The organism is Paenibacillus sp. YAF4_2 (assembly GCF_052113225.1).
GTDB lineage: Bacteria > Bacillota > Bacilli > Paenibacillales > Paenibacillaceae > Pristimantibacillus.
Genome location: NZ_JBFRCT010000008.1, coordinates 289704 through 315231 on the forward strand (window position 1 = coordinate 289704; position 25528 = coordinate 315231).

The window sequence follows — 25528 nt, forward strand, 5'->3', positions numbered from 1 at the left end:
TGCAACTGTTATACGGATATAAGACTACTTATTATTATAATCAGAAATAGATAAGCGGATATAACGATTATTGGAGGAGGTAGTCAAATTGGTGCAAAACGAGAAGGTATATCGTATTCAAACCGATTCATATAAGCCAAAAGAAATCTATCCATCTTCCTTAAAGCTTGGAGGAGCTCATCCCGAAGGTGACCATATTTCATTTACAAACTACTACATGGAACTTAACGGTAAACCGTACTTTGCGGTATGCGGTGAGTTTCATTACTCCCGATATCCGGAGACGGAATGGGATACCGAATTGCAAAAGATGAAGCTGTCGGGGATTACGGTTATTCCGACTTATATTTTTTGGAATCATCATGAAGAGATGGAAGGGGAGTTTCATTGGGAGGGCAATCTGAACCTTCGCAAATTTGTCGAGGTTTGCGGCCGGAATGGTCTTTATGTCATTCTAAGAATTGGTCCATTCTGTCATGGTGAGGTCCGTAACGGTGGTTTACCTGACTGGCTGTTCGGCAGAGCCTTTGATGTCCGTTCGAATGACGAAGGTTATCTGAACTATGTGTCTCGTCTGTACAACGAAATCGGTAAGCAGGCAGCTGGTCTATTGTATAAAGACGGTGGTCCGGTTATCGGCATTCAGTTGGAAAATGAGTTCCGTGCGGCTGCAGCTCTATGGGAGATGACGGCAAAGCAAGGGGACGAATATATGAGCGGAGGCACAGGCGGGGCAGAGCATATTATTCGCCTGAAGGAGCTTGCACAGGAAGCAGGATTAACAGCCCCAATCTATTCGATTACCGGCTGGGGAAATGCTCCAGTTCCGGAGGATGAGGTGCTTCCTCTGTATGGCGGTTATGCTTATACACCTTGGACCGTGAACGAGAAGCAGCAACAGCAGAAGCCAACTGCTGAGTATTTATTCACAGATTACCATAACGATACGAATGAAGCCCGAGACTTCGCTCCTCCTTATGCGCGGACGAAATATCCTTTTGCTTGCTGTGAAATGGGTGGAGGCATGCAGGCTTGGTATTTAGCCAGGTTCCAAGTGGATCCTGAAAGTGTGCTGGCAATGAGCCTGGTTAAGATCGCGAGTGGCTGTAATTTTATCGGCTATTATATGTTCCATGGCGGGACCAATCCGATTGGCAAGACCGGCTATCTGAATGAGAGCACGACTCCGAAGATTACATATGATTTCCAAGCTCCGATTGGCGAATTTGGGCAAATTCGGGCTTCGAATCATTTGATTCGGCCGCTGCATTATTTTCTGCAGACTTTTGGCGGACTACTCGCTCCTATGGGCACGCTTCTGCCGGAAGGTGCAAGCGGGCTGCAGCCGGAAGATACGGAGACCCTTCGCTTTTCGGTTCGAACAGACGGACATACCGGATTTCTATTCGTTAATAATTATCAGGATCATATTGAGATGTCCGAGCACGAAGGCATTCGGTTTGCAATCGAGCTTGGCGGCGAGACGTTGGCGTTTCCAAGAACGAAGCCTCTTACGGTCCGTCCTAATGCTTCATTCTTCCTGCCAATGAACATGAACTTAAGCGGCGTTCAATTACGCAGCGCAACCGCGCAGCCAGTGACGTTGCAGCAATCGGGCGATGTGAATACCTATTTCTTCTTAATGCTGGAAGGTAATGATGGTGAATTTGTCCTTGGTGATCAAGGAGTTGCATCGATAGAGGTAGATCGTGGTGTTGTGGTCCATGAAGAGAGCAGGGAATACATCATTACGGTGTCTTCTGATACCTCCAGCTTGATCCGTATTTATTGTCAAGACGGTTCAGAAGTGCGGATCTATGCGATGACAGCAGCAGAAGCGGCATTAATGTGGGAGCTTGATAAAGACGGTGATAAGCAAATTTTGTTCTCGACAGCTGTACCTGTGTGGTCGGATAAGGGGATCGAATTTGTAACGAGCAGCTCATTCACTGTGCGGGAGTATGAAGGAGCAAGCAAAAACGGATTTACTTCTTATCAGGTTCATGTTCCTGAGAAAAAGCCAGAGCTTCCTATTGTCCGTATTCATGATCACAAGGTGGCTTTACGCTTTACACCAGATGTCATGGACGATCTGGAGGATCTTATTCTGAACATTTCCTATACAGGAAATGTGGGTTATGCCTTCTCAGATGGGCAGCTGTTTCATGATCATTTCCATAACGGAGATCCTTGGGAAATTGGCCTGGCGAGATTTCCTCAAGTGCTGCAGGCAGGTGGAATTGTCCTAGAGACAACGCCGCTTCGGATCGGGAAGACCACTTTCTCAGATGATAATAATATGGCCGCTGAGCAGCGCTTCGAAGGCGAGAAAATTGCTGTTTTTCACGACATAACTGCTGTGCCTATTTATCGGGGTAGGATGAATTTGGGGAGAAAATAGGATTGAAAACAAGATTTGCGTATGCTATGATGTGCAAAAGCGTTGAAGAGAAATACATGCAAGCCGCTTATGTTCAGAGAGCAGGGGGAACGCTGAGACCTTTGCCTTAAGCGATGTATGGAGTCGTCTCGGAGCTGTTGACTGAAGGCTGAGCTCAGAATATTCAGCTGTGTAGGATCAACCGGACTGGCACACGTTATCGTGCAGCAGGTAAGAGCAATCTTACTTCATGAGACCGGCATCGCAAGATAACCGGTAAATCAGGGTGGTACCGCGAAGAGTTAACCCCTTTCGTCCCTAGGTTAGATCAGCTATGCAGCTGACACCTATGGAAGAAAGGGGTTTTTATGATTTACCACATCGGAATGTTTAAGTTCTTTAAAGCGATAAAGCGTAAAGAAAATCATTCCGATTGGCGATAAAAACTTCCGCTTAAACGCGGTCGCTCATCTTCGAAGTACTCCGCTAGGAGTTTTTTTCATATCGCTTTAGAAGCAATGAAGAGAAATAGCGACAAGCTGCTTATGCCCAGAGAGCAAAGGAAAAGCTGAGACCTTTGCCGTAAGTAATGTACGCGGTCATCTCGGAGCTGTTGATCGAAACGTCTCTTTAGAGTCGGAGTAGGTTCTACCGGATTAGCACACGTTATCGTGCTGCAGGTAAGCGCATAGTCTTACCTCTTGAGACCGGCATCGTAAGATATCCGGTGAACCAGGGTGGTACCACGAAGAATAAACCCCTTCGTCCCTTATTGGCCTAGCAGCTTAGCTGCGTGAGCTGATAAGGGACGAAGGGGTTATTTTAATTTACAGGGGGCTGCCGATTATGGAACAAACCATTCAAAAAACTCAAGCAACTCAAGCTACTCAAGCAACTCAAGCAACTCAAGCAACAGAAACGAAACAAACCTGGATGACAGGTTCTGAAGCATTGCTGCAAGGATTACTGGATGAAGGTGTAGATACGGTATTTGGTTATCCAGGCGGAAGTGCCTTATATATTTACGACGCGATGACTCGCAATGCGGAGTTCAAACATATTCTTACCCGGCATGAACAAGGCGCAGTGCATGCTGCTGACGGTTATGCAAGGTCGACGGGAAAGGTTGGCGTATGTATTGCCACTTCCGGACCAGGGGCGACTAACCTTGTAACGGGCATCGCGACAGCTCATATGGATTCCATTCCTATGGTTATTATTACGGCTAATGTCATGACATCTTTGATCGGTACGGATGCCTTCCAAGAGGCTGATATTATTAGCATTACGATGCCAATTACGAAGCATAGCTTCTCCGTACGAGATGCTGCGGACATTCCTAGAATTTTGCATGAAGCCTTTTATCTAGCTACTACCGGGCGGAAAGGTCCCGTGCTCATTGACATTCCGAAAGATATTTCCAATGCGAAGCTGTTATATGAGCCTTACAAAGCAGAGGTTCAATTACGTGGATACGTGTCGAAGCCGGCTTTGGATTACGAGAAAATTGAGCAGTGGCTGGAAGCTATCGCGGAGTCCCAAAGACCAGTCATTATTGCTGGTGGAGGAATTGTTCACTCAAATGCATCCGATGAGTTAATCCAATTTGTTAATCAAACGCAAGTTCCTGTTGTAGCAACCTTACATGGTTTAGGCGGATTTCCTAGTGGACATGAATTAGGACTTGGTATGGCCGGCCATCATGGCAACTTCGCAGCGAATATGGCGATTCAGCAGGCAGATCTCATTATCTCGCTTGGTTCACGGTTTGATGACCGGCTGACAATGAAGGTCGACGGCTTCGCCCCAGAGGCGAGACGAATCGTTCATATCGATATTGATCCCGCGGAGATCGGGAAAATCATTAGCACAGATATTGGCATAGTAGGTGATTTGAAGGACATTCTTGCTTATGCCTGCGCCAAAGCAAAACCTTCTAAAGCGGCAGGCTGGATGGAGCAATTACGGCAGTATCGGTCGCAGCATCCTTTGCGTTATAACGATTCAGACGCGGAAGTGAAGCCGCAGTTTGTTCTTGAGATGATTCATGAAGCTTCGCATGGCGATGCAATCATAACGACGGATGTTGGACAGCATCAAATGTGGACAGCGCAATTTTACAAGTTTAATCACCCGCGCTCGCTACTGACGTCCGGCGGCCTTGGAACGATGGGCTTTGGTTTTCCGGCGGCGATTGGCGCGCAGATTGGCAATCCCGATCGATTGGTTGTCTCGATTAACGGGGATGGAGGAATGCAGATGTGTGCGCAGGAAATGGCGATCTGCGCCGTGCATCAGATCCCGGTTAAGATCGTCGTTCTTAACAATCGTGTGCTTGGCATGGTGCGGCAGCAGCAGGAGCTGATGTATGAGAATCGGCTCAGTCAGATTGATCTTGCTGGAAGCCCCGATTTTGTTAAGCTGGCTGAGGCTTATGGGTTAAAGGGATTGCGCGCGAGCAACAAGGAAGAGGCAATCGCTGCCTGGAAGGAGGCCTTAGAGACACCGGGTCCGGTACTTGTTGAATTTGTTATTCCGATGGATGAGAATGTTTACCCGATGGTTCTTGGGGGTACTGCATTAGATGAGATGCTTTTAGGTGATTTCGAGTAAAACCTTCTTACGTATCAAGGTTATCACCTATCAGGAGGAGAAAATGAGGAAATTCATCTTTTTTCTTGTGGCAGCCGTATTTATCCTTATCTCGCTGTCTGGTTGCAGTAAAGGTCCATCGAAAGCAGATGTTTTAAAGGAACTGAAACCTGCCGAGAATGAAAAGTATGCCATCCATTTATTTTACAAGGACAGCCTTCCTGAAAGTGAAACAAATGAGGTTAATCTGTTCCAGAACTCAGATCCAGCGATTAACAAGGCGATTGTGAAAGTTCAGTTCTGGGATCACTATCAAGAGCGGAATAGGAAGTGGGCCAAGGCGATCGGCGTCAATGAATTTCCGATGTATGTTCTTGTTGATGCAGATGGGATCGTACTGATGACTCCCTATTGGAGCCAATTGAAGGAATACCTAACAGAATCACTGCTAAAATAATAAACCAGGCGTAAACCAGTTGACAGCAATAACTGTATACATTATTATAACAGTAATAACTTAAGTTACAGTTACTCACTTTCGATTAAAGGCGGTGATGACCGTGAATTTTGAAGTCAGCGATTGGGTGCAAGGTCAAACGATCAGCGGCGAATTTATTTTCGGCTATGTCGAGCAGATCGACTTGGAGCAAGGTGTTGCAAAGGTTTATGTTGTAAAATCGGATAACGAGGATTCTGCCGGTCGAATCGCGCTTGCCAAGTTTCATCATATGAGGCAGCAGGCACAATGGTCTCCTGAAGAGGAAGACATCCGTGGTCTTATTGATCTCGCATTAGAGACGCAGGATCAGGAATGGTTTATGGAGCTCAGCGACCAGTTGAAGGATACGGTAAAAGGCGATTCCAAAGGTCGCAGCGTATTCTCGAAAAAAAATGTATCCCGATTATCGACATATATTTAAGTATTGATGAATGAATACAAAAGTGGCCGTGCAAGTTCAATTGAACTGCATGGCCACTTTTTGTATTGCACCATTGCGAGTCACATTAACTTTGCTTTCGTTTTGTTCTATTTTGTAATTTAAGGAGATCTGCAACAGCAGAGCAACAGCAAAGATTTCCGAGAACTTGACATTTCCCGGACATACAACTATCCGCTTGGCTTGGATATATCTCAATACATATAACCCTATTCGGACTGTCACCTATACACGCACGCAATGGGACAGACAACATGCCATTCCCAATTCGGGTACTGACCATGGGAATAGTTGATTTGTTGCGCGACTTTTTGTAGTGCTTTCCTCTACATCCACATGAACATGACAAAGGGGGATACACCGCCTTAAATGAAAGTTTAAATGGTGTATTGTATGCGTTAACTTGTAACGGTGTATGGACGACAACTATCAACAATGAGGCCGCTTAATCAACGCGGATTTTTTTACCCTCACAACGGGGAGCTTGTTACACCAGCTTATAGATATACAAAAGGGTTCAAAATAAGCACACGGCTTATTTAAACCCTTTTTTTAGTAATGCGCTTAATAGATTGTTTTTACCATGAGTCAATTTTCCAAACGGAAGGGAAGGGATAGAAGGCGAAGAGAGAACCGCTTTTTTCGCTGCTGCCGGTGCTGTAACAGTTGCTTTACCTTTACTTTACCTTTACTTTACCTTTGCTTTACCTTTGCTTTTACTTATGCTGTTACCCTTGTTGCTGCCCTTACTTTTCCCATTCGTTCCCTTGACATTCTTACTGCCATTGCCGCCATTAGTGTTAGTACCTGTATTGCCATTAGCTTGCTCCTCGGTTTCTCTCCCCGTTTGTTCCAAGTCCTGCTCTGATGTTGTCGAGCCATTCCCTGATCCAACCGTGATAGATTCCGGGGCGATCTGTTTCACAAATCCAAAATGAATGATGCCACTATTGTTAACGACAACAACCTTATTGATCCAGCAAAACATGTAAGACTCGCATCCTCTCATAGCGGTGGCTTATCTCATAGTTTATGGACAAAATCCTGGACCCGAATGGGTGTTTTAATAGGGAATAGAGCCTTTTTACGGCTCAAGCATAGTCAGGCTTCACTGAGGAGAACACCGATAGTTCATCTTCCAGTGTGTGTATACTTTGAATCCACATTTCAAGAAAAGCCTTCCCATCAATTAAACGCACATTGACCTCATCTGCATATTTGATGGCAAGATCACTGTAAGAGCATGTCGCAATAATGGCTGCTTTTTGTACCTTTTGTTTAATCATTTGACTATGTAATATAGCGACAGGCTTAAAATCAAGCTTCGCATTAGGCTCGTAGCATTTTACTTGAATAAGCTCAACGCCATTATTCGTGTCATGCAATATGTCTATCCCTCCGTCATTGCTGGAGGGTGTCACTGTACATTTCCCCTTATATACAACTTCTAAGGTTTTTGCGACAAAACGTTCGAAGTCATAAGGTGTATCTTCTGTCTTTCCTTCTTCTTTTTTGAATCTTTGATACATTCCGGCTAATAGAATTTTATGTACATCTTCTTTTGATTTAAGGAATTCACTAAGTTTGTTTTGCTGTAATCGGATTTGGCTATCTTTTAGAGAATAAAGGTGAAAAGCATAATAACCAAGAGCAAATAACGTTAATACTAGCAATGTTTCAGGAACCAAAACAAATCATCTCCTTTTTATGCAATCTAGTATTAACAGAACAAGAGGAATTCATAATGGAGATAAATAAATGAAAGGGGCACATTTGAATGTGCCCCTTTCATTTATTTATTTTTTTATTTATTTATTTATTGAGCTGCAAGGCGAGTTGCTGTGAAGGGGATTCCGGTTCCTTAACTAACGGTTTCACTTCAAATTTATCCCATTGAATGAAGTTCTCCAAAATAATAACCAGCAAGACACCAATAATGAGGCCATTAGAGAGAATTGGCGTCAAGAGCGGAGGGAACTCCGCGAAGGCCGAAGCGGGAATGTTCATAATACTGATCCCCGTTAATACGGGAAGTGCAACACGATAGATCGTTTTGGCGTTAAACGTTGTTCCTTGGAAGGAGCGAATCGCAGTACCAAACATCTGCAGATAAGCAACAAACAGTACTGCGTTCCCGACGGATAAAGGCAGCTGTGCCAGCCATCCGCCTAGTGCAGGGAAGATCCCGACGATAATAAACATGGCAGAGCCTGCAAGGAGTGCGGCACGGCGTAATACCTTTGTATTTTCAAGAAAACCAATAGATGATGCAAATGTTCCAAATGGAATTAGACCAAGACAGCCAGCAAGGATGGAGAAGCTGTTTGTGAATAGAATCGATCGTACAAACTGCTTATCTGATGCTTCTCTTTTGAAGAGTCTGCCTGCAGCCGTTAAGCTGGTCAACGTATTGGTCATGTTCACAAGACCAGCGAGGAGACCAACCATCATAATTCCAGGTTCAAATCCAGGTGTTCCCCAGGGCAGCCAATGCCAAATGCCATTGCTGCTTCCAGTTGCTGCACCCATTCTGCTTTCGCTTCCGAACAATAAGGCATAAGCAATCCATCCGACGATGATACCACCAAGCAGCGAGAACTGTCCCCATTTGCCCTTGCCTTTCAGATGAATGAGAGCGACAACTACGATAATAAACAAGGACAAGCCTGCTAATTGCAAATCCCATTTACCGCCTTGGTCATAACCAATCATCCCTTTGAAGAATGTATTGGCGAGCTGGAAGGTAAGGAGCAGCAGGAAGACACCCATTACCATTGGGGTGAAGATTCGCTTCAATACTTTAAGAAAACCGCATAAGGCGAGCACAATAACGACCGCACTGGACAAAATAAATCCTGTACTTAGACTGGCAGCAACTGTGCCGATATCCATGCCCATAGCAGGAGCAGAAGCGCAGATACTAAGCACAAGCCCCCACCATACGCCAGCGGGTCCATCCATTAGGGCATATCGATGCCCCCAGATTGCTTGAACGATACAAAGCAGACCGGTCAATATAAAGGAGCGCTGCATGGAAGAAGCGATATCTTCCGGTGCAAGTCCCAGCGCATGTCCGATCGAGAGCGGTACCATCACTGTATTGGTAAATATAAAGAAAAGCCACTGCATGCCCGCAAGCAGCACAGTAAGTGAATCTTTTGACTTCAACATGTTATTTCCCAGCTTTCCACCTAATATCCGTACGTTTCGAGCTTTGATTTTCTCCCGAATGCTCCGTATATGGTATCATGGGCATAACTATATTAAAAATATTAAATAAATTGCGAAAGCATATGAAAATCATATAGCTGGTTTGCGGATTGGATCGGAACTGAAGATGGACATCAAACAATTACGTTATTTTATTGCCTTGGCAGAAGAGCTTCAAGTAACTTCAGCTGCGCATCGTCTACATATGTCTCAGCCTCCGCTTAGTCAGCAATTAAAGCTGATGGAGGAGGAGCTTGGCGTGTCGTTATTTCTTCGAAGTGGGCGTCATCTCGAATTAACCGCCCCAGGCAGAACGTTGTATGAGCATGCTCTTACCATAACGCGGCTGCTGGAGGAAGCGAAAGAAGAAGTAAGAGAATCCGGGCTTGGAGTAAGAGGAAAGCTGTCCATTGGCATTAATACGTTGTCTGATGAGCGGCTTCCCGGCGTACTCAGCGCTTTCCGCATGTTGTACCCGAAGGTTACGTTCAAAATCCAGCAGAATGAGACGATTACCTTAACCAGACTTATCAAGGATAAAGCACTGGATTTGGCGATTGTCCGCCTTCCGATTAACCTTGAGGAATTTGATCATGTCATTCTTGGTGCTGAGCCTTTGTTTTTTGTAACGGGAGCGGGAAGCGAGAACGAGGAGCTCGAAGCGATAACCTATGATTACATAGCTGCGCATCCGTTAGTCCTCCCGAGTACAGAGGGTCTTGGTCTTTATCATTTGATTTTGGATCAATTTCATTCACGAGGACTGTCGCCGTCCATTATTGGAGAGTGCTCCGATATCGGTATGCTTGTAGAGCTTGTGGCTTCCGGGTTTGGTGCTTCGATTCTGCCGCGGACTTCAGTTAACCGTTATCAGAATCACCGCATTCGCGTATTCCCGATTGAAGGCCCAGATGTCACCTCAAGCTCCGCAATCATTTGGCTGAAGCAGCACTATTTAAGCAAAGCCGCGCAAAAGCTCATTGAATTGATAGCGGATCGCCCGATTACTTGAGGGCAGGGCGGCTTTCTTTGTGCCAAAATGCCGTGTCCCGTCTATCAGTAGATGAATTTACTATAAGTATAAGAAGGAATCTATCCACCCGAAGGAGGGAATGTCATGCAAGGAAGAACCAAAGGCAACGCCCAAGGCATTGACGTATCCCATTACCAGGGAGACATTGATTGGCAGAAAGTAGCTGGTGCTGGCATTACGTTTGCATTTGTCAAAGCAACGGAAGGTGAAACCTACAAGGATCCGACGTTCGAGCGTAATGCCTCCGGAGCGGCAGCAGCAGGGCTTCTGGTCGGAGCTTATCACTTTCTGCGGGCAACTTCTGCGGCAGCTGCAAAAAGAGAGGCTCAGTTTTTTTATCAAACCGCTTCACAAGCCGACAAACTGCTGCTGCCTCCCGTGATGGATTACGAGACAAATTCAAGTAACCTAAGCGATGCCAGTATGAATGCCGTAGCGAAAGCTTTCTTAGATGAGACGGAGCGGTTATTTGGTGTAGAGCCAATCTTTTATACAGGCAACGCTTTTGCGAACCATTTTGATCCCACACTTGGCAGCTATTTGTTGTGGATTGCCAGATATAACGCTTCAACACCACCTGACGATGCAAAGGCATGGGGAAGATGGACCTTTTGGCAGTACAGCGATGGAGGCTCCGGTGGTACATTGCCAAACGGCAGCCGGAAAGTAGCGGGTATTAGCGGGAATGTCGATTTGAACGAATATGCAGGCACGGTAGAGGACTTGCTGAAAGCATATGGGCCAGAGGAGGATCAGCCAATGACAGATGCAGAAAGACAGCAAATGGAGGAGCTTTCAGAGCGGATCGCCGCTCTTGAGAAGCATGTTAATTTGTCGGGCGACCAAACGCCGCCAAGTTGGACGAAGACTTCGACTTCTGCGGCTATGAAGGCAGGTATTATCACTTCGGTAAACGATAAAGGAATGCCGGAGTTTATTACAATTCAAATGCTGTATAACGCAGGCTTATGTAATGCAGAATTAATTAAATTTTTCAAAGCGTTTAGTGCCGATACACGCAAGGCGATCGAAGATCTGCTGAAGTAAGATGTAAACAAATCCCCTCCGGTCTTGCCGTGAGGGGATTTGTTTGTATTAACCTAAAGTTTTGATTAGTTCATTGCCATGAATATCAAAAAGAGAATAAGCTTTATCGACCATGGCTTTATCTTTCTCGAATAAATGAAGGGCTTTATCACGGATTCCGCTTGTTGTGGACACATGATTAAGCTGCTGTACCATAAATTCAGAGTTGCATAAGGCAATGACCTTCTTGCTGTATATGGTTAGCTTTTGTTGAAAGTCCACTGCTGCTCCTATTATTTCTGGAGAATACACGACAACTTCACCATCTGCAGCCTTCATGTTGCGATGGTCGACTAATATATTTAACTCATCCCTGCCATATGCTGAGCAGATGCCTAATATGGTCGATGTTAAATATTCGACATCTTGCTTACCGCCAAACAAGCCGTTAACCTGGAAGGACAATATTTTCTTATCATGGTCCAGATGATAGCTGAACCTTTCTTTAAAAGGTACAGCAAAATCACTGGGCTGATAGGCAAGATTAGACGAGAATCTCTCACTTGAGAACAGATATTGGATGGAAACTCGAAGGGCGACTGCGATCTTTTCAATATTGACCAAACTAAGATTGCGTTCTCCTCGTTCGACGCCACTTATGTACGTTCTGTCGAGCCCGGAATGATAGGCGAGCATTTCTTGTGACATCCCGCTGCGGGCACGTAATTCCCTGACAATTTGGCCAAATTCGGAACGAATGTCCATGAAGGTAGTCCTCCAGATCTGCGTTATGAGCAATTGGAATACTTAATAGAAGAGAAAGCTTCGTTCATTCTATTGGAATAGGACGGAAGTGTCAATATCAGGGAATCAAGTTTTTCCCCTTAAAGCTGTTGTTGTTTTGCAGGGCATTCACGAAGTATAGTAAAAGTGGTGATCGCCCTTGAAGGATATTCCATTGTATAAACAAATTCAAGCAGCTATTAAAAATCAAATATCACTTGGGAACCTGCGGCCAGGTGACAGAATTCCATCAGAGATCGACTTGGCTGCCCAGTTTCATGTAAGCTTAATGACAACAAAAAATGCCTTGGCCGGTCTTGCAGAAGAGGGAATTGTTGTCCGCTCCAAGGGCAAGGGTACTTTTGTTGCTGGGCAGGCTCCTTACAAGCTGTTTTTTTCGGAGGAGTCAAGTAACGGCAAGAAGCGGCAGCTACCGATGAAGCCTCAACTAATTGGCATGATTATTCCATCTATGCGTACGAAAGTCGAACAGCGGCTGCTTGACGCTATTGAGAAGGCTGTTGACGGATTCGGCTATACGCTGGTGATTCGTGTGTCGAGAGGCAGTGCCGTGAAGGAACTGCAGTCGCTTGAAGATCTTGGTGCACTTGGTATCAGCGGACTCATCTTATTCTCGATTGGGGCACAGCATGAGCGCCGAACGGTTATAAGGGCGGAGGAGCTTGAGTGTCCGGTAGTTCTGATTGACCGTTACTATACCGACCTCCCCCTTGTCAGCGTCAGTTCGAATAATCAAGCAGGAGCACGACAAGCAGTTGCTTATTTGGTGAGAAGAGGGCATCATCGTCTTGCTCTACTTACGCCGCCAACTGAGCATAGCGTTATGGCCGACAGGCTTGCCGGATTCGACAACGCAGTAATTGAACACGGGATTGTTGAATCTTCTATTTTACGCTTTACCGTTCCATATGAAGTATTTAATGTCTCGAGGAAAGAAGGGGCGGAGCGGATAGAGCATTGGATGCGGGAGCGTCATGCCGAATTTTCCGGACTAATAGCTACTGATGTAGAGCTAGCCAGGCTGGCTTATCATGCTTTAAAACGGATGGATCTGATGTCTGGTAAACAACTGGTCACCTTCGATGATCCGGAAATCCCGGAGGTCGCTTATATCCGTCAGAATGAAACGGCAATCGGTGGGAAAGCGGTCAAGCTGCTAATGAACGGTATTCTTCGCGGAGAGCAGCTGCAAGGCAGACATGTCGTTCCAACACGGCTTGTATTCCCTTCATAAAAAGGCAGAAGGCAGACCCCGTCAGGGGTCTGCCTTCTTAGCTCTTATGGATTAACCTTGAAGTTATCGAATCGCGTATGATTGTTCATCGTACGCAAGCCGACCTTACCATGAGTAAACGGGTTGCTGCTGTTGTCCGTATAGGTGATCTTTGGCGTAGCCATATCGTTCACATATACTTTGATCGTTGTGCCGGAGGTCGTAACCTTCATATGCTGCCAGGTGCCCGCTGCCAGTGTAATCGGCGATGAGCTAACGGCTGTGTAATTATAATTCATCTTGCCTAAGTAAACTCCATTAGACTTGATAAAGGCATAATAACCTTGGAGGTAATCTGGATTATTGACCAGTACAGTACCATTTGACGGATTATTCACCCGGACCAGCATGCCGGCATCGCCGGTTGTGTCTACAAGCTTAATATCCGATTCAACGGTATAATCAGCCCAGCGCTCATTGCCAATCGTCGTTTTGCCAAATACGCCTGCTCCTGCAGAATCCAGCTCACCCGAATTAACGGACCAGCTGCCCTCAAACCTTGTCCAACCGTTGTCATTGCCGTCATTAAAATCGTCAGTCAGGCTGGTGACTGCGTCGCCGCGGGAGAAGGTCATCCCCGAGAAATCAAATTCCCCTTTAACAAACTCCAACCGGAGCTCGTGATAGCCGGCAGATAGGTAAAGCCCTTTTTTACTCGCTGTTGTCCAGCTTTCCCAATCACCAGTGCTCGGTACATTTACAATACCGGTTAGATCGGTTGAGCCGTCCCATACGCGGAAGCTCGCATCCGTGTAGGTAGTGGCAAGACGCGCATCCAGATCGTAGTAGCCGGTCTCGGCAACATTCACGCGGTATTTCAGCCATTCACCGGTTTGATTCCAGCCTACGACATTTTTGCCCTCCGCTGCTGAGCTGCGGATATCCACCGAACCCGTGCGGTAAGCGCCGCCAGTGTTGCCTGCGGTCAAGTCATGATAGGCTGTTCCCTCAGCCCCATTCATATAATGAACAGCTTCAATTTTGCCTGGAACAGGTTTATACGCATTCCATGCACTGCTTCCGTTCACTTTGTTGCTAAAAGCGGTGTAGCCAAAGTCGGCATGAGCATCCGTTGTGGTGTACCCGATCTTGCCGCCTGCGATTCCGTTTACGGTACGAGTCTGTTTTTTCATGCCATCCACATAAACGGTGAAGCTGGTACCTTCTTTCTCCACGCGGATCTGATGCCATTTGGTATAGTCGTATCCTGATGGAAGAGCTGCATATTGCCATCCTTGGCTGACGCCGCCAACAACATAATTCGTCTCTAGTCGGTTCAGGCTTCGGTTCAATACCGCTGTACCGTAGTTGTTCTCATCCGTGTAAGAAAATACAGCGCCATATACCGGATTGCTGGTTGTACCCTGCTTGATCTGCTTCGTGTTGAATTCCGCTGTATAATCGCTTGCGGTGCTGGTACTGGTCACTTGGCGGTAAGTAGCTGCGCTGCCAATCGTGTCCTGCCACATCAGCTCCTGATTATAGATCCCCCATGTACCGCCGCCGATATTCGTCCATCCGGTCCCGATGGCTGTCCGGTTGAAACGGTCTTCGAAATCCGCGAGCTCTGGATTTTGCTGGGAAGCCGTAGTTGGACCAAGCACCAGCATTTTGTCGCCATTCCAGACAACGCGGTCCAAATTCATTTTACGGCCCGGATAGACAAGATTGCCGCCCGAGGCATGGCTGTGATATACCATGAAGTCGGAGTCCAGGTCTGGTCCCTTGATCATGCTGTTATGTCCAAGGCCAACATTGGAGCCTTCCGTATCAATTAATACCGGGTTCTGAGAATCAGCCGGTGCGAAACCGGTGGTTGGGCTTGTACCAGTTGCATAATTGACCCGATATGCTGTGCTCCACACATGATTGCCGGTGTAGGTCATATAATATTTGCCGTTGCGCTTGAAGGTAGTAGACCCTTCCGTCCAGCCAGCCATCGTTAATCCAGTGCCAACAGCTGTACCAAAGGCTGTAGGGCTCGTCATTGGACGTGCATTAATCGTATTGGAGCCGGTCGAGTAGAAATACCATTTGCCGTCATCATCAATAAAGACATTGCCGTCAATGCCCATGCCAAGGTTGCCGGTTGCAACCGTGAATGGCCCGGTTGGACTGGTGCTTTGCAGCACATAATGTCCGCCGCCGCCCGGTGAAGTGTACATGTAGAACATCCCGTTCCAATAGACGACTTCAGGTGCATAAGCAGCCTTCGTGACCGCTTCTGTCGTACACAATCCGCGGTAGGACCAATCTACGAGATTAGTAGAGGACCATACCTTGACGCCGCTCTGATCATCAACGGTACTGACATAAAGGTAATAGGTGCCGTTAAATTTTAGAATATACGGATCGCCTTCGCCATAGAAATCATTGTTTGCCCAATGCCAGGAATCTGAAATAGTAATCGGATTGCTGAACGCACTCACCTGGAGCGGCATCAGCATAACAGAAGCTGCAGCGCCAAGGAGCAGGGTTTTCCATTTCTTCATCAATGATCATCTCCTCTAATAGTAGAATAGAACGCTTTAGTAAGCGTTTTCAAAACGTAGTATAACAGGAGGCTGCCTTGAGGGCTTATATCTAATTAGATATAAAAACAAGTACTTGGCGTAATTTTGAAGAAATATCCGGGCAACGAAATAGTCAGGCTTAAAAAGCCTTATTTAATATATTTGTAATAAATGTTATATTATTAGAAAACGCTTACTTATCAACTTCATTAGGGAGGAACGACGATGAATAATCTTTATATTCTGCCAGTTGAACAGCGGCTTCCGCTTTCGGAGCGGGCAAGTATGAACCATTTTCTGAAGAGCTTCTAGTCAACAATAGCATAGGGAGGGATTTCATGAATACGATACTTTATTCTCTTAAGCAAACTCCCTTTGAGGAAATGCCCCTAGGATCCATCCGGCCGATTGGCTGGCTCATAGATCAGCTACAGATTCAGGCGGAAGGGATGACAGGGCATCTGGATGAGTTCTGGAGCCATGTCGGTCCAAACAGTGGATGGCTGGGCGGCACGGGAGAAAGCTGGGAAAGAGGACCTTACTATTTAGATGGACTTGTTCCACTGGCCTATCTTCTGGAAGACGAGAGATTAATAGCGAAGGTAAAGCCCTGGATTGAATGGACGCTTGCAAGCGCCCGTGAGGACGGACAGTTCGGACCAACAACGAACGAGGACTGGTGGAGCCGGATGGTTATGCTGAAGGTGCTCATTCAACACGCGGAATATACTGGAGATGAAAGGGTCATTCCTTTTATGACCAATTACTTCAAATACCAGCTGAAGCATCTTCCGAATCGTCCGCTTGCCGAATGGGCGAAGGCGAGAGGCGGGGAAAACCTGATCTGCGTGTATTGGCTTTACAACCGTACTAGTGAGCCGTTTCTGCTGGAGCTGGCACAAATAATCAGTGAACAAACAGAGGATTGGAGGGGGTTATACGAGCAGTTCCCGTATTGGAACCGTCAAACCTCCTTCGATCACCGTGTTCATGTCGTTAATGTGGCCATGTCCTTCAAGCAGCCAGCACTCCGTTATTTGCAGACGGGAAGTGAGCTAGATAAAGCGGCTGTATATAAAGGCATTCGAAGCGTCATGACCTACCATGGCCAAGTAAATGGCATGTTCTCTGGAGATGAGTGGCTGGCGGGAACACATCCAAGCCAAGGGACGGAGTTATGTGCTGTTGTGGAATATATGTACTCGTTGGAGCATCTCATCAGGATAACCGGGGACGGCTACTTCGGGGATATTCTGGAGAAGGTCGCGTATAACGCGCTGCCTGCCGCGATCAGCTCGGACTGGAAGGTTCACCAGTACGATCAGCAGGCTAATCAGATCATGTGCACACATGCCAAGCGGAATTGGACGGAAAATAATAATGAGGCCAATCTGTTTGGCATCGAACCGCATTTCGGCTGCTGCACTGCCAATATGCATCAAGGCTGGCCGAAGTACGCGGCTAGGCTGTGGATGGCAGCTGAGAATGGTGGTCTTGCAGCAATTTCCTATGCACCTTGCCGGGTAACCGCGCAAGTTGGTGCGGAGAAGGCAGCTTCGGCAGTTATACAGGTGGAGACTTCGTATCCGTTCCGGGATACGGTCAACATAAAGGTTGAGTTGAGTTCGCCGGAGACGTTCACCATAAAGCTCAGAATTCCGGAATGGTGCAAGGCGCCTGTACTGCTGATTAATAACGAGCCTTATCCATTGCAAGCTGTTCAGGGGTTTGCCTCGGTTCATCGTTTATGGAGGGAGCAGGATGAGCTCGTGCTTACACTGCCGAAGCAGGCGAAGCTGGTTCCACGTGCAAATGGTGCTGTTGGTGTTCAATATGGTCCAATCATGCTGGCTATTCCAGTCAAGGAGCAATGGCAGAAGCATCGGACCTATCCTCCTTATCATGATTGGGAGCTGTATCCAAGATCACCATGGAATTACGGTGTAGAGCTTAGTGAGCAGACTGTTTCGGATAAAGGTAGAGTAATAGAGGATGAAATCCAGAGGCAGCCTTTTGCTGCAGAAAATTGTCCGCTCCGTATGAGTGTTCAGGCACGCAGGCTTCCAGAGTGGACAATGGAGATGAATTCAGCCGGCACACCGCCGGTCAGTCCGGTTATTAGTAAGGAGCCATTGGAAGAAATTGAGCTCGTTCCGTATGGCTGTGCGAGGCTTAGAGTTGCGGAGTTTCCGGTTCTTTGCGAGCTCCCATAATAGTTCATTCTAAAAGTCGGCCTAATGCCCTTCCTAGCAGGGGCATTAGGCCATTTTTGTGCAATCAATCAGAGATTAAGCTTTATAGATTTGAATCCGTTTATATTCCTTCATGATCTCGTCATGCAGTGCATGCTCCTCTGGTATGCCCATATGTCTTCTAATGATATCATTTGCCCCTTTTTGCTCGATAGCCAACTGCAGAATTTCGGCCTCCGGGTTACCTGCTCCAAAGTGTACGGCTTTCATGTCTATCACCTCACTATTATTTGAATATTCAGATAATTAAGGTGAACGAAAGCCTGTGCCTCGTCTCAATGATAAGGCAAAGACTTAGGTTATTCATTAGACGGCTGGCTTTGCTAAAAATCCAGATGGATCATGAATTAAATGCTCGAAGCTAATGTCGGCGAGTGATTGGCCATGCTGCGTAATATTGCCGAAATCCAGATGCTGCGTAATTTTATTAGGGAGAACGACACAATGGAGTCCTGCTGCAATGGCCGCTTTGGCGCCATTAGGAGAATCTTCGATCGCAATGGCATCTCCAGCTGGAATGCCAAGAATCGAAATCGTTTGAAGATAGAGGGAGGGATCAGGCTTTACCAGCTTGACATGATCAGCGGTTTGAATACATTCGAAATACGAGGTTAGCTCCAGCTTGTCGAGATAAGGTGTAATCCACTCCAGCCTGGAACTAGAAGCAAGACCGATACGAAGGCCAGCAGCTTTTGCGGATTCCAGGAAGCGGATCACTCCAGGTCTCACCGTCTCTTGCTTCATCAGCTCAGCATGCTTCTCGTGTACTCTCGAACGGAATACATCCCGGTCGATGGCAATTCCACAATCGGTGATCAAATATTCATAAGGATTAAACAAATGAAGACTAGTTCCTATACATTGCGAATATTGCTCCAAGGTAAGCTCGACTTTATGCTCCGCATAGAGCGCTCGGAATGCCTCGTACCAGGGTGTCTCCGTGTCTAGAATCGTTCCGTCGAAATCGAAAATCAACGCCTTTGCCAATTGCATCTCCTCCTTGCGCTTTCAGCGCTTCGTAGTCGTTTTTGGGCCGTAAAACGCAAAAAAGACCCTGTGTACACAGGGCCTTGCTTGAGTAAGCAATAAATATTGCATAACCCTCCCTGGTAAAGAATTACCAGCGATTAAGCGTACTTCAATCCTACTGGAAGGGGGTGGAAGTGTCAATGAATGCAATTGCTTACTCATTAAATTGATTTGTGATAAATTTTTAATGCACATTTTTCGGGCTAATTAGCCTTGCTGCGGTCTTTATAAAACACATGTACAACAATATCCTGTTTATAGTTGCCAAATTGCTTGCCAAACAAGCTGATACCGCCGCAGTGGCGGGCTGTCTCCAGTGAGGCGAGCCTAAAGCGGAAGTCTTCCCCTAGTTTGATGCCCACATCATTCACCGTAACCTCAGATAGCTTGACACCATCCAGGTAAGTACCTGTTTCCTGAATCGTTAAGGTTTTGAGTAGACCGTTCTGCGTACCAAGCTGCCACCAGGCAGGTGTTAGAGCGCCACGTTTGCTGCCGAAGTCGCCTGGGCATGTCCAAACGCCAACTTCAATATCGTTAATGAAAAAGCTGATATCCGATGGCCAATTCTCGTCATAATAAGGAGCCTCGGAGCAAAGCTCCAAGGAAATTTCTACTTGCTCTGCCGTTTGAGCAGCATGAAGATAATTTGGGATTCGATATTCAAGATAGCCGCTGCCGAACCAAATATGAGCCGCATTCATTCGTTCCGGATCAGAGAAGTATCTCGGATCATCCACTAGCCCTAATATCTTCGTGTCGGATGCCAGTCCGCAGGTTGGTTTTACGGCATAATTCGAGTATTGTCCGATCGGAATTTCTATGGTGTATTTCGATTCTTTTTCTATTTCATTATTCGTAGAAGATGATCGAAGCTGCAAGGTAAGCGAATCGATGGCAAGGGAGCACATCTTTGGGCTTCCACGAGTACCGGACAGGCTTTCCGTCTTAATCAGACCGCCGTCCTCCATCTTCTGAATATGTTTGGTCACGATAGCAGACGACAAGCCAAGTGCCTCCGCTAACTCTTTAATACTCATCGACCGGTCACTCAGGAGCTCGATCATTTTCACACGCGTTTCAGATGAAAAGCATTCGAGCATTTCCATATATTGGGTACTGATTTGAATATGCACGTCATTTCCTCGCTTTCTTTCTACTCGGCTATTATATAACCATTAAGTTAATAAAACAACTTTTTAGTTGACGTTGATTCGGCCAGGAGATAAAATAAGCTGCAGAATCATATGTAATTGTTAATATAACAACTTATTGGTTAACTAACGGAGGCGTAAATGATGACAAACTTGCCAAGAGCAGAATATCCTAGACCCCAGTTCAACCGTGATGAGTGGGTATGTTTGAACGGAGAATGGGAATTTGATTTTGATGATGCACGTTTTGGTAATGAAGAAGGCTGGCATAACGGGAATAAAGACTTTTCCAAGCGGATTGAGGTTCCATTCAGCTTCGAAAGTAAATTAAGCGGCATCGGCGATCCAACGTTCCATGATGTGGTATGGTACCGCAGACAGCTTGAGATTCCGAATTCGTTCCAAGGCAAAAGAGTTGTGCTGCATTTTGGTGCAGTAGACTATGAGGCTTCGGTTTGGTTAAACGGTCAGCTCGTTGCAACGCATGAAGGCGGACATACTCCTTTCCATGCTGACATTACAGACGCACTGCAGGCCAATGGCGACAACACGCTGGTTGTCAAAGCGGTCGATCATGGTACGGACGTATTCCTGCCGCGCGGCAAACAGTTCTGGGAAGAGAAATCCCGGGCGATCTGGTACACACGTACAACGGGGATCTGGCAATCCGTCTGGATGGAAGCGGTAGCACCGGTTCACCTTCGGAAGGTGAAGTATGTAGCGGATATCGATACGAATGAAATTCAAATCCGCTCGTTTGTAGGCGGTTTTGTGCAAGGGACGAAGAATGTAAGCCTTTCGGTCAAGATTTCTTTCGCAGGAGAGATTGTGTCGGAGGACACGTATCAGGTACGGGCAGGCGAAGAAAGCCGGAAAATTAAGCTCAGCGGCTTAAACGATCATGGAATGGATCGGTTATGGTGGCCAGAACGTCCTAATCTGTATGACGTGGAATATGTGGTATCGGTTGACGGCGCAGAGGTTGACCGGGTGACAAGTTACTTCGGTATGCGGAAAATCTCGATCGAGAACGGCAAATTCAATTTGAATAACCGTCCTTACTTCATGAAGCTCGTACTTGATCAAGGCTACTTCCCTGACGGAAACCTAACTCCACCATCGGATGAAGCGGTTAAACTGGACGTAGAGCTGATGAAGGAAATGGGCTTCAACGGCGCTCGTAAGCATCAGAAGGTTGAAGATCCTCGCTTCCTGTATTGGTGCGACAAGCTGGGCCTTATCGTATGGGGCGAGATGGCGAATGCCTATGACTACTCCGAGGAGTATGTCCGCCGGATTACAAAGGAGTGGCAGGAAGCGATGGACCGTGACTTCAACCATCCTTGTATTGCCGTGTGGGTTCCGCTAAATGAAAGCTGGGGTGTACCAAATATCCAGATCGACGAACGTCAGCAGCAGCATGCGATGGCTATGTACCACCTGACCAAATCGCTTGACCCGACTCGTCCTGTCATCTCGAATGACGGCTGGGAAATGGTCGCTACTGATCTGTACAACATCCATGACTACGAGTGGAGACGCGAGGTGCTCGAGGAACGTTATGGCAGTGTTGACAAAGCAGTGTCGGCTATGCCGGCTAACCGACGTCTCAGCGTAGGTGGTCACGAATATGACGGCCAACCGATTCTGATTACTGAATTCGGCGGCATCGCCTACAAGAAAAGCGACTGGGAAGGCTGGGGTTACTCCGGTGCTTCGAACGATGAAGACTTCGTAGAACGTCTTCGTAATGTGATTCAGCCGCTTATCTTCTCCGGCGTAGTTCAAGGTTACTGCTATACGCAGCTGACTGACGTCGAACAGGAGATCAATGGCCTCCTCACATACGACCGCAAGCCGAAAATACCACTCGAGCTGATTAAAGCAATCAACGAAGGCAAGTAACAGCAAAAGACCGGACAGCCAGAGAACGACCTTCAGGCTGTCCGGTTTTTTTGTCCGCTCTAGCATGAGCATCTATAAATATGTCCATCCCTTCTAAAAAAGCGACATGGGCGCGCTGTCCCCCCGCAAGCTAGAATGAGAAACAGAAAGAGCAACAAACACATTCTAGGGGGAAGCAAAATGAAAAAAACGACTAAGCTCTTAGGTACTTCGTTAATCGCACTCAGCATGGTTGCTGCAGCAGGCTGCGGTAACAATAACGGCGGGAATAATGCCGAAAGCAACAATCAAGGCAGCACGAATGCTAAAGCTGAGAAAGCTGACATCCTATTCTGGACACCATTCTCCGGCGCTGACGGCGAGTTCATGAAGAAGATCGTTGAGAAGTATAACTCTTCCCAAGACACCTACAAAGTGAAACTCGTTATTCAGCCAAATGGCGAATATTATAAGCTGCTTGATGTGGCGATGAGCGCAGGTAAAGATCGTCCTGACCTGGCCATCATGCACGTAGACCAAATTCCTACCTATGTAAACAAAGGCCAGCTTCAACCGATGGACGATCTGGCAGCAGCTTCTGCCATTAACAAAACAGATTATGTAGAAGCACCAGTAAATTACGAGACAATTGACAGCAAATGGTACGGTATTCCGCTCGATATTCACCCGCTGGTTATGTACTACAACAAAGACCTGTTCGAGCAAGCAGGCATCACGGCTCCACCAACAAACCGTGCGGAATTCGAAGCGGATGTCGAGAAGCTGACGAACAAAGATAAAGGCACTTACGGCTATGTTGTTCCTACACTTTGGCCGCAGCAGTTCATTTTCCCAACGCTTGTATGGCAGAATGGCGGCGATCTCTGGAACGGAACAGACGTTGCTTACAACTCACCGGAAGCAGTAGAGATGGTACAGTGGATGCGCAGCCTCGTAGACAAAGGTGTATCCCCGGGCAACGTACAGCAAGACGGCGAGAATACGTTGTTCCTGCAAGGTAAAAACGCGATCCAATTCAACGGTCCTTGGATGAAAGGACAGTTCGACGAAGCGGGTATCCATTACGGCGTAGCGCCAGTTCCGCAAATCGGTAAAGCCAAACAAGCCGTATATGCAGGCTCCCATAACTTCGTATTGCCTAAAGGTGTAACAGACGCAAATGTGGTAAAAGGCATCGGCGACTTCCTGAAATATGTATCGACCAACTCGATGGACTGGGCAGCTTCCGGCCAAGCGCTGGCATCTAAGCCAATGCTTGAAAGCGAAGAGTTCAAAGCTCTTGATATGCAAAGCAACGTAGCGAAATCATTTGATTATGTTCAATTCGCGCCTAACGTACTGAACTGGGCAACGATCTCCGATCCAATCTGGGGTGAACTGAGCAATGCGCTGCTTGGCAAGAAGGATGCTCAAAAAGCGATGGATGATGCTGTAGCGAAGTCCAGACAAGCGATGAAAAAATAAACCGTCACCTTAACGTAAAATGATCATTATGGGAGGACGAGGAGGCGAATAAAATCGCTTCTTCGTTTCTCTGTTTTCATCCTTAACCGGAAATGGAGGAGCTGCACTTGGTTAAGAGCACTTTGCAATCACGCTTAACGTCAACTTTGTTTGTACTGCCTTATTTGCTCAGCTTTTGCACTTTTCTGCTGATCCCGATTTTGTACGGGCTGTATATATCATTTCATGATTTCGAACTTCTGTCTGACGATCATAAATTTGTTGGCTTCGATAATTACATCAAGATTTTTACACCTGGTTCCTATTTATTCGAGCAATTTACGACAGGTTTATGGAATACGGTACAGTTCGTGTTATATTCTGTCCCGCTGCTTGTTGTTCTCGGCCTTGCGCTTGCTTTGCTGCTGAATCAGCTGCCGAAGCGGATTCGAGGGATGTTCCGTACTTTTTATTTCATGCCTTATGCAATCTCCGGTTCTGTAATGGCCGTTATTTGGCTGATGATGTTTGATACGAATGCGGGCTTCCTGAATGGACTCTTGGCCAAGCTTCATATTGATCCGGTGGCTTGGCTGACGGATATGCCGTGGGTTTGGGTATCTCTGGTCATGACTACGCTGTGGTGGACAATCGGCTTCAATATGATTATTTTCACCAATGCGCTGAATGAAGTGCCAGAGGATTATTATGAGGCGGCTTCGATTGACGGTGCGAATGCATGGAGGAAGTTCGTCAGCATTACCCTTCCATCGATTCGTCCTGTGATGCTGTTTATCATCATTACTTCTACTATTGCATCGTTTAACGTTTATGCGCAGCCGTTCCTGCTCACACGCGGAGGACCTGGCGACAGTACAAAAGTTCTGCTTATGAACGTGCTGGATGAAGCATTCAAAGGCAAGCAGGTCGGTTCGGCTTCTGCGATGGCAATTATGATGGCGATCATTATCATTATAGTCTCAGTTGTCCAATACCGGATTGCTTACGGAAGGAAGGAGTAGGAGGCATGAAAAAAACGTTACTTGTTCTTGTTGCAGTCCTCATCGCAGTTATTTTCCTGCTTCCACTTATTTGGATGTTGTCCACTTCCTTCAAGAATGATTTTGAAGCTCTGGCAGGACAGTTGAGTCTCATTCCGAAGAAGCCAACATTCGAGAACTATCTCGACGGTTTAAAAGGTAACCTGATGAATGTTCCAATCACTCGCTGGATTACGAACTCTTTATTCGTAGGCGCTGCGGGTACAGCTATTGTGCTTTTATTCTCATCGATGGCTGCGTATGCGCTGGCTCGTCTGCAGGATTTGCCGCTTCGCAAGCTGATGTTCCCGATGTTCATCGGCTCGATGATGATTCCAGGCGTATTGACCTTCCTGCCGATGTACATGGAGTTTAACGCGCTTGGCTGGATTAATACGTATGCAGCCCTCATTTTCCCTTACTCGAGCGGTGCATTTGGCGTGTTTCTACTCTTTCAATTTTTCACAGCGTTTCCGAAGGAAATCGAAGAGGCTGCCCGGATTGATGGTGCAAACAAATGGCAGATCTACTCCCGTATTCTGCTGCCAGCTTCGGTATCCATTATGGTGACGCTTGCGATCTTTACCTTTATGGGTATTTACAATGATTTCGTATGGCCGCTTTATTCGACGACTTCGCCGGAGATGCGCACGATTACAGCCGGTATTGCGATGATGGCACAAGGCAGCTATACCCAAGCGTACGGCAAGCTGATGTCGATGACGGTTATTGCAACACTTCCTGTGTTCATTATTTTCATCGTTGGCCAACGTTCATTCGTTAAAGCAATCACGCAAGCAGGAGTCAAATAGACAGTGCTTACGAAGTAAGAATTGCCCATATGTCTGAAAGCCAGCCATATGAATGGCAATTCTTTAGCCAGTGCTTACGAAGTAAGAATTGCCCATATGTCTGAAAGCCAGCCATATGAATGGC

General features: G+C 46.7%; 20 protein-coding genes. 12 read left to right on the top strand and 8 right to left on the bottom strand.

The features are described from left to right. Positions 1–91 precede the first annotated feature (91 nt). The 4 genes from AB4Y93_RS19775 to AB4Y93_RS19790 all read left to right on the top strand — a co-directional run bounded on the left by AB4Y93_RS19775 (position 92) and on the right by AB4Y93_RS19790 (position 5892). Complete coding sequence (locus AB4Y93_RS19775) at positions 92–2401, top strand: beta-galactosidase (protein ID WP_441894643.1); 2310 nt, start codon at positions 92–94, stop codon at positions 2399–2401. Positions 2402–3313: 912 nt separating this feature from the next. After that, complete coding sequence (gene ilvB / locus AB4Y93_RS19780; RefSeq protein ID WP_441894644.1) at positions 3314–4993, top strand: biosynthetic-type acetolactate synthase large subunit; 1680 nt, start codon at positions 3314–3316, stop codon at positions 4991–4993. A gap of 43 nt (positions 4994–5036) precedes the next feature. Continuing rightward, a complete protein-coding gene (locus AB4Y93_RS19785; protein ID WP_441894571.1) occupies positions 5037–5429 on the top strand; it encodes a hypothetical protein in 393 nt (130 codons plus the stop codon). Between the two features lie 103 nt (positions 5430–5532). After that, positions 5533–5892 (top strand): IDEAL domain-containing protein, encoded by a 360-nt coding sequence (locus AB4Y93_RS19790; RefSeq protein ID WP_441894572.1) that lies wholly within the window; start codon positions 5533–5535, stop codon positions 5890–5892. Positions 5893–6598: 706 nt separating this feature from the next. Here AB4Y93_RS19790 and AB4Y93_RS19795 read toward each other — a convergent pair. From AB4Y93_RS19795 to AB4Y93_RS19805, 3 genes are all read right to left on the bottom strand, one after another. Further along, the gene (locus tag AB4Y93_RS19795) at positions 6599–6898 is read right to left on the bottom strand and encodes a hypothetical protein (RefSeq protein ID WP_441894573.1); all 300 of its coding nucleotides are present in this window, start codon (positions 6896–6898) and stop codon (positions 6599–6601) included. A 103-nt stretch (positions 6899–7001) separates the two neighbouring features. Then, complete coding sequence (locus tag AB4Y93_RS19800; RefSeq protein ID WP_441894574.1) at positions 7002–7598, bottom strand: restriction endonuclease; 597 nt, start codon at positions 7596–7598, stop codon at positions 7002–7004. Between the two features lie 124 nt (positions 7599–7722). Beyond that, complete coding sequence (locus AB4Y93_RS19805) at positions 7723–9081, bottom strand: uracil/xanthine transporter (RefSeq protein ID WP_441894575.1); 1359 nt, start codon at positions 9079–9081, stop codon at positions 7723–7725. Between the two features lie 166 nt (positions 9082–9247). Between AB4Y93_RS19805 and AB4Y93_RS19810 the strand changes: the two genes are divergently transcribed. Beyond that, positions 9248–10132 (top strand): LysR family transcriptional regulator, encoded by an 885-nt coding sequence (locus tag AB4Y93_RS19810; RefSeq protein ID WP_441894576.1) that lies wholly within the window; start codon positions 9248–9250, stop codon positions 10130–10132. A 105-nt stretch (positions 10133–10237) separates the two neighbouring features. Next, positions 10238–11200, top strand: a complete 963-nt coding sequence (locus AB4Y93_RS19815; RefSeq protein ID WP_441894577.1) for a glycoside hydrolase family 25 protein — start codon at positions 10238–10240, stop codon at positions 11198–11200. A gap of 48 nt (positions 11201–11248) precedes the next feature. Here AB4Y93_RS19815 and AB4Y93_RS19820 read toward each other — a convergent pair whose 3' ends face one another. Next, positions 11249–11944, bottom strand: a complete 696-nt coding sequence (locus tag AB4Y93_RS19820) for a helix-turn-helix domain-containing protein (RefSeq protein ID WP_441894578.1) — start codon at positions 11942–11944, stop codon at positions 11249–11251. Positions 11945–12137: 193 nt separating this feature from the next. Between AB4Y93_RS19820 and AB4Y93_RS19825 the strand changes: the two genes are divergently transcribed. Continuing rightward, complete coding sequence (locus AB4Y93_RS19825) at positions 12138–13217, top strand: GntR family transcriptional regulator (RefSeq protein WP_441894579.1); 1080 nt, start codon at positions 12138–12140, stop codon at positions 13215–13217. A gap of 44 nt (positions 13218–13261) precedes the next feature. Here the strand turns inward: AB4Y93_RS19825 and AB4Y93_RS19830 are convergent, their stop codons facing one another. Further along, positions 13262–15748: a family 43 glycosylhydrolase gene (locus AB4Y93_RS19830; RefSeq protein WP_441894580.1), complete on the bottom strand. Its 2487-nt coding sequence runs from the start codon at positions 15746–15748 to the stop codon at positions 13262–13264. Between the two features lie 359 nt (positions 15749–16107). Between AB4Y93_RS19830 and AB4Y93_RS19835 the strand changes: the two genes are divergently transcribed. Next, the gene (locus AB4Y93_RS19835) at positions 16108–17982 is read left to right on the top strand and encodes a beta-L-arabinofuranosidase domain-containing protein (protein WP_441894581.1); all 1875 of its coding nucleotides are present in this window, start codon (positions 16108–16110) and stop codon (positions 17980–17982) included. Between the two features lie 75 nt (positions 17983–18057). On the opposite strand, the gene AB4Y93_RS19840 is transcribed toward AB4Y93_RS19835, so the two are convergent. From AB4Y93_RS19840 to AB4Y93_RS19850, 3 genes are all read right to left on the bottom strand, one after another. Further along, entirely contained in the window at positions 18058–18231 is a 174-nt protein-coding gene (locus AB4Y93_RS19840; RefSeq protein ID WP_441894582.1) for a hypothetical protein, read from the bottom strand. Between the two features lie 96 nt (positions 18232–18327). Next, positions 18328–19014 (bottom strand): HAD family hydrolase, encoded by a 687-nt coding sequence (locus tag AB4Y93_RS19845; protein WP_441894583.1) that lies wholly within the window; start codon positions 19012–19014, stop codon positions 18328–18330. A gap of 239 nt (positions 19015–19253) precedes the next feature. Then, positions 19254–20186, bottom strand: coding sequence for an ArsR/SmtB family transcription factor (locus AB4Y93_RS19850; RefSeq protein WP_441894584.1), 933 nt, complete (start codon positions 20184–20186; stop codon positions 19254–19256). A gap of 162 nt (positions 20187–20348) precedes the next feature. Between AB4Y93_RS19850 and AB4Y93_RS19855 the strand changes: the two genes are divergently transcribed. From AB4Y93_RS19855 to AB4Y93_RS19870, 4 genes are all read left to right on the top strand, one after another. Then, positions 20349–22109, top strand: a complete 1761-nt coding sequence (locus tag AB4Y93_RS19855) for a glycoside hydrolase family 2 protein (protein ID WP_441894645.1) — start codon at positions 20349–20351, stop codon at positions 22107–22109. A gap of 180 nt (positions 22110–22289) precedes the next feature. Beyond that, positions 22290–23573, top strand: a complete 1284-nt coding sequence (locus AB4Y93_RS19860; RefSeq protein ID WP_441894585.1) for an ABC transporter substrate-binding protein — start codon at positions 22290–22292, stop codon at positions 23571–23573. A gap of 107 nt (positions 23574–23680) precedes the next feature. Further along, positions 23681–24574, top strand: coding sequence for a carbohydrate ABC transporter permease (locus AB4Y93_RS19865; RefSeq protein ID WP_441894586.1), 894 nt, complete (start codon positions 23681–23683; stop codon positions 24572–24574). Between the two features lie 5 nt (positions 24575–24579). After that, positions 24580–25404, top strand: coding sequence for a carbohydrate ABC transporter permease (locus tag AB4Y93_RS19870; RefSeq protein ID WP_441894587.1), 825 nt, complete (start codon positions 24580–24582; stop codon positions 25402–25404). Positions 25405–25528: the final 124 nt, after the last annotated feature.

Coding starts and splice junctions, on each gene's coding strand:
- AB4Y93_RS19845 (WP_441894583.1), bottom strand. CDS start 19,014: ATGCAATTGGCAAAGGCGTTGATTTTCGATTTCGACGGAACGATTCTA.
- AB4Y93_RS19815 (WP_441894577.1), top strand. CDS start 10,238: ATGCAAGGAAGAACCAAAGGCAACGCCCAAGGCATTGACGTATCCCAT.
- AB4Y93_RS19830 (WP_441894580.1), bottom strand. CDS start 15,748: ATGAAGAAATGGAAAACCCTGCTCCTTGGCGCTGCAGCTTCTGTTATG.
- AB4Y93_RS19805 (WP_441894575.1), bottom strand. CDS start 9,081: ATGTTGAAGTCAAAAGATTCACTTACTGTGCTGCTTGCGGGCATGCAG.
- AB4Y93_RS19860 (WP_441894585.1), top strand. CDS start 22,290: ATGAAAAAAACGACTAAGCTCTTAGGTACTTCGTTAATCGCACTCAGC.
- AB4Y93_RS19820 (WP_441894578.1), bottom strand. CDS start 11,944: ATGGACATTCGTTCCGAATTTGGCCAAATTGTCAGGGAATTACGTGCC.
- AB4Y93_RS19785 (WP_441894571.1), top strand. CDS start 5,037: ATGAGGAAATTCATCTTTTTTCTTGTGGCAGCCGTATTTATCCTTATC.
- AB4Y93_RS19810 (WP_441894576.1), top strand. CDS start 9,248: ATGGACATCAAACAATTACGTTATTTTATTGCCTTGGCAGAAGAGCTT.
- ilvB (WP_441894644.1), top strand. CDS start 3,314: ATGACAGGTTCTGAAGCATTGCTGCAAGGATTACTGGATGAAGGTGTA.
- AB4Y93_RS19795 (WP_441894573.1), bottom strand. CDS start 6,898: ATGTTTTGCTGGATCAATAAGGTTGTTGTCGTTAACAATAGTGGCATC.
- AB4Y93_RS19840 (WP_441894582.1), bottom strand. CDS start 18,231: ATGAAAGCCGTACACTTTGGAGCAGGTAACCCGGAGGCCGAAATTCTG.
- AB4Y93_RS19835 (WP_441894581.1), top strand. CDS start 16,108: ATGAATACGATACTTTATTCTCTTAAGCAAACTCCCTTTGAGGAAATG.
- AB4Y93_RS19855 (WP_441894645.1), top strand. CDS start 20,349: ATGACAAACTTGCCAAGAGCAGAATATCCTAGACCCCAGTTCAACCGT.
- AB4Y93_RS19870 (WP_441894587.1), top strand. CDS start 24,580: ATGAAAAAAACGTTACTTGTTCTTGTTGCAGTCCTCATCGCAGTTATT.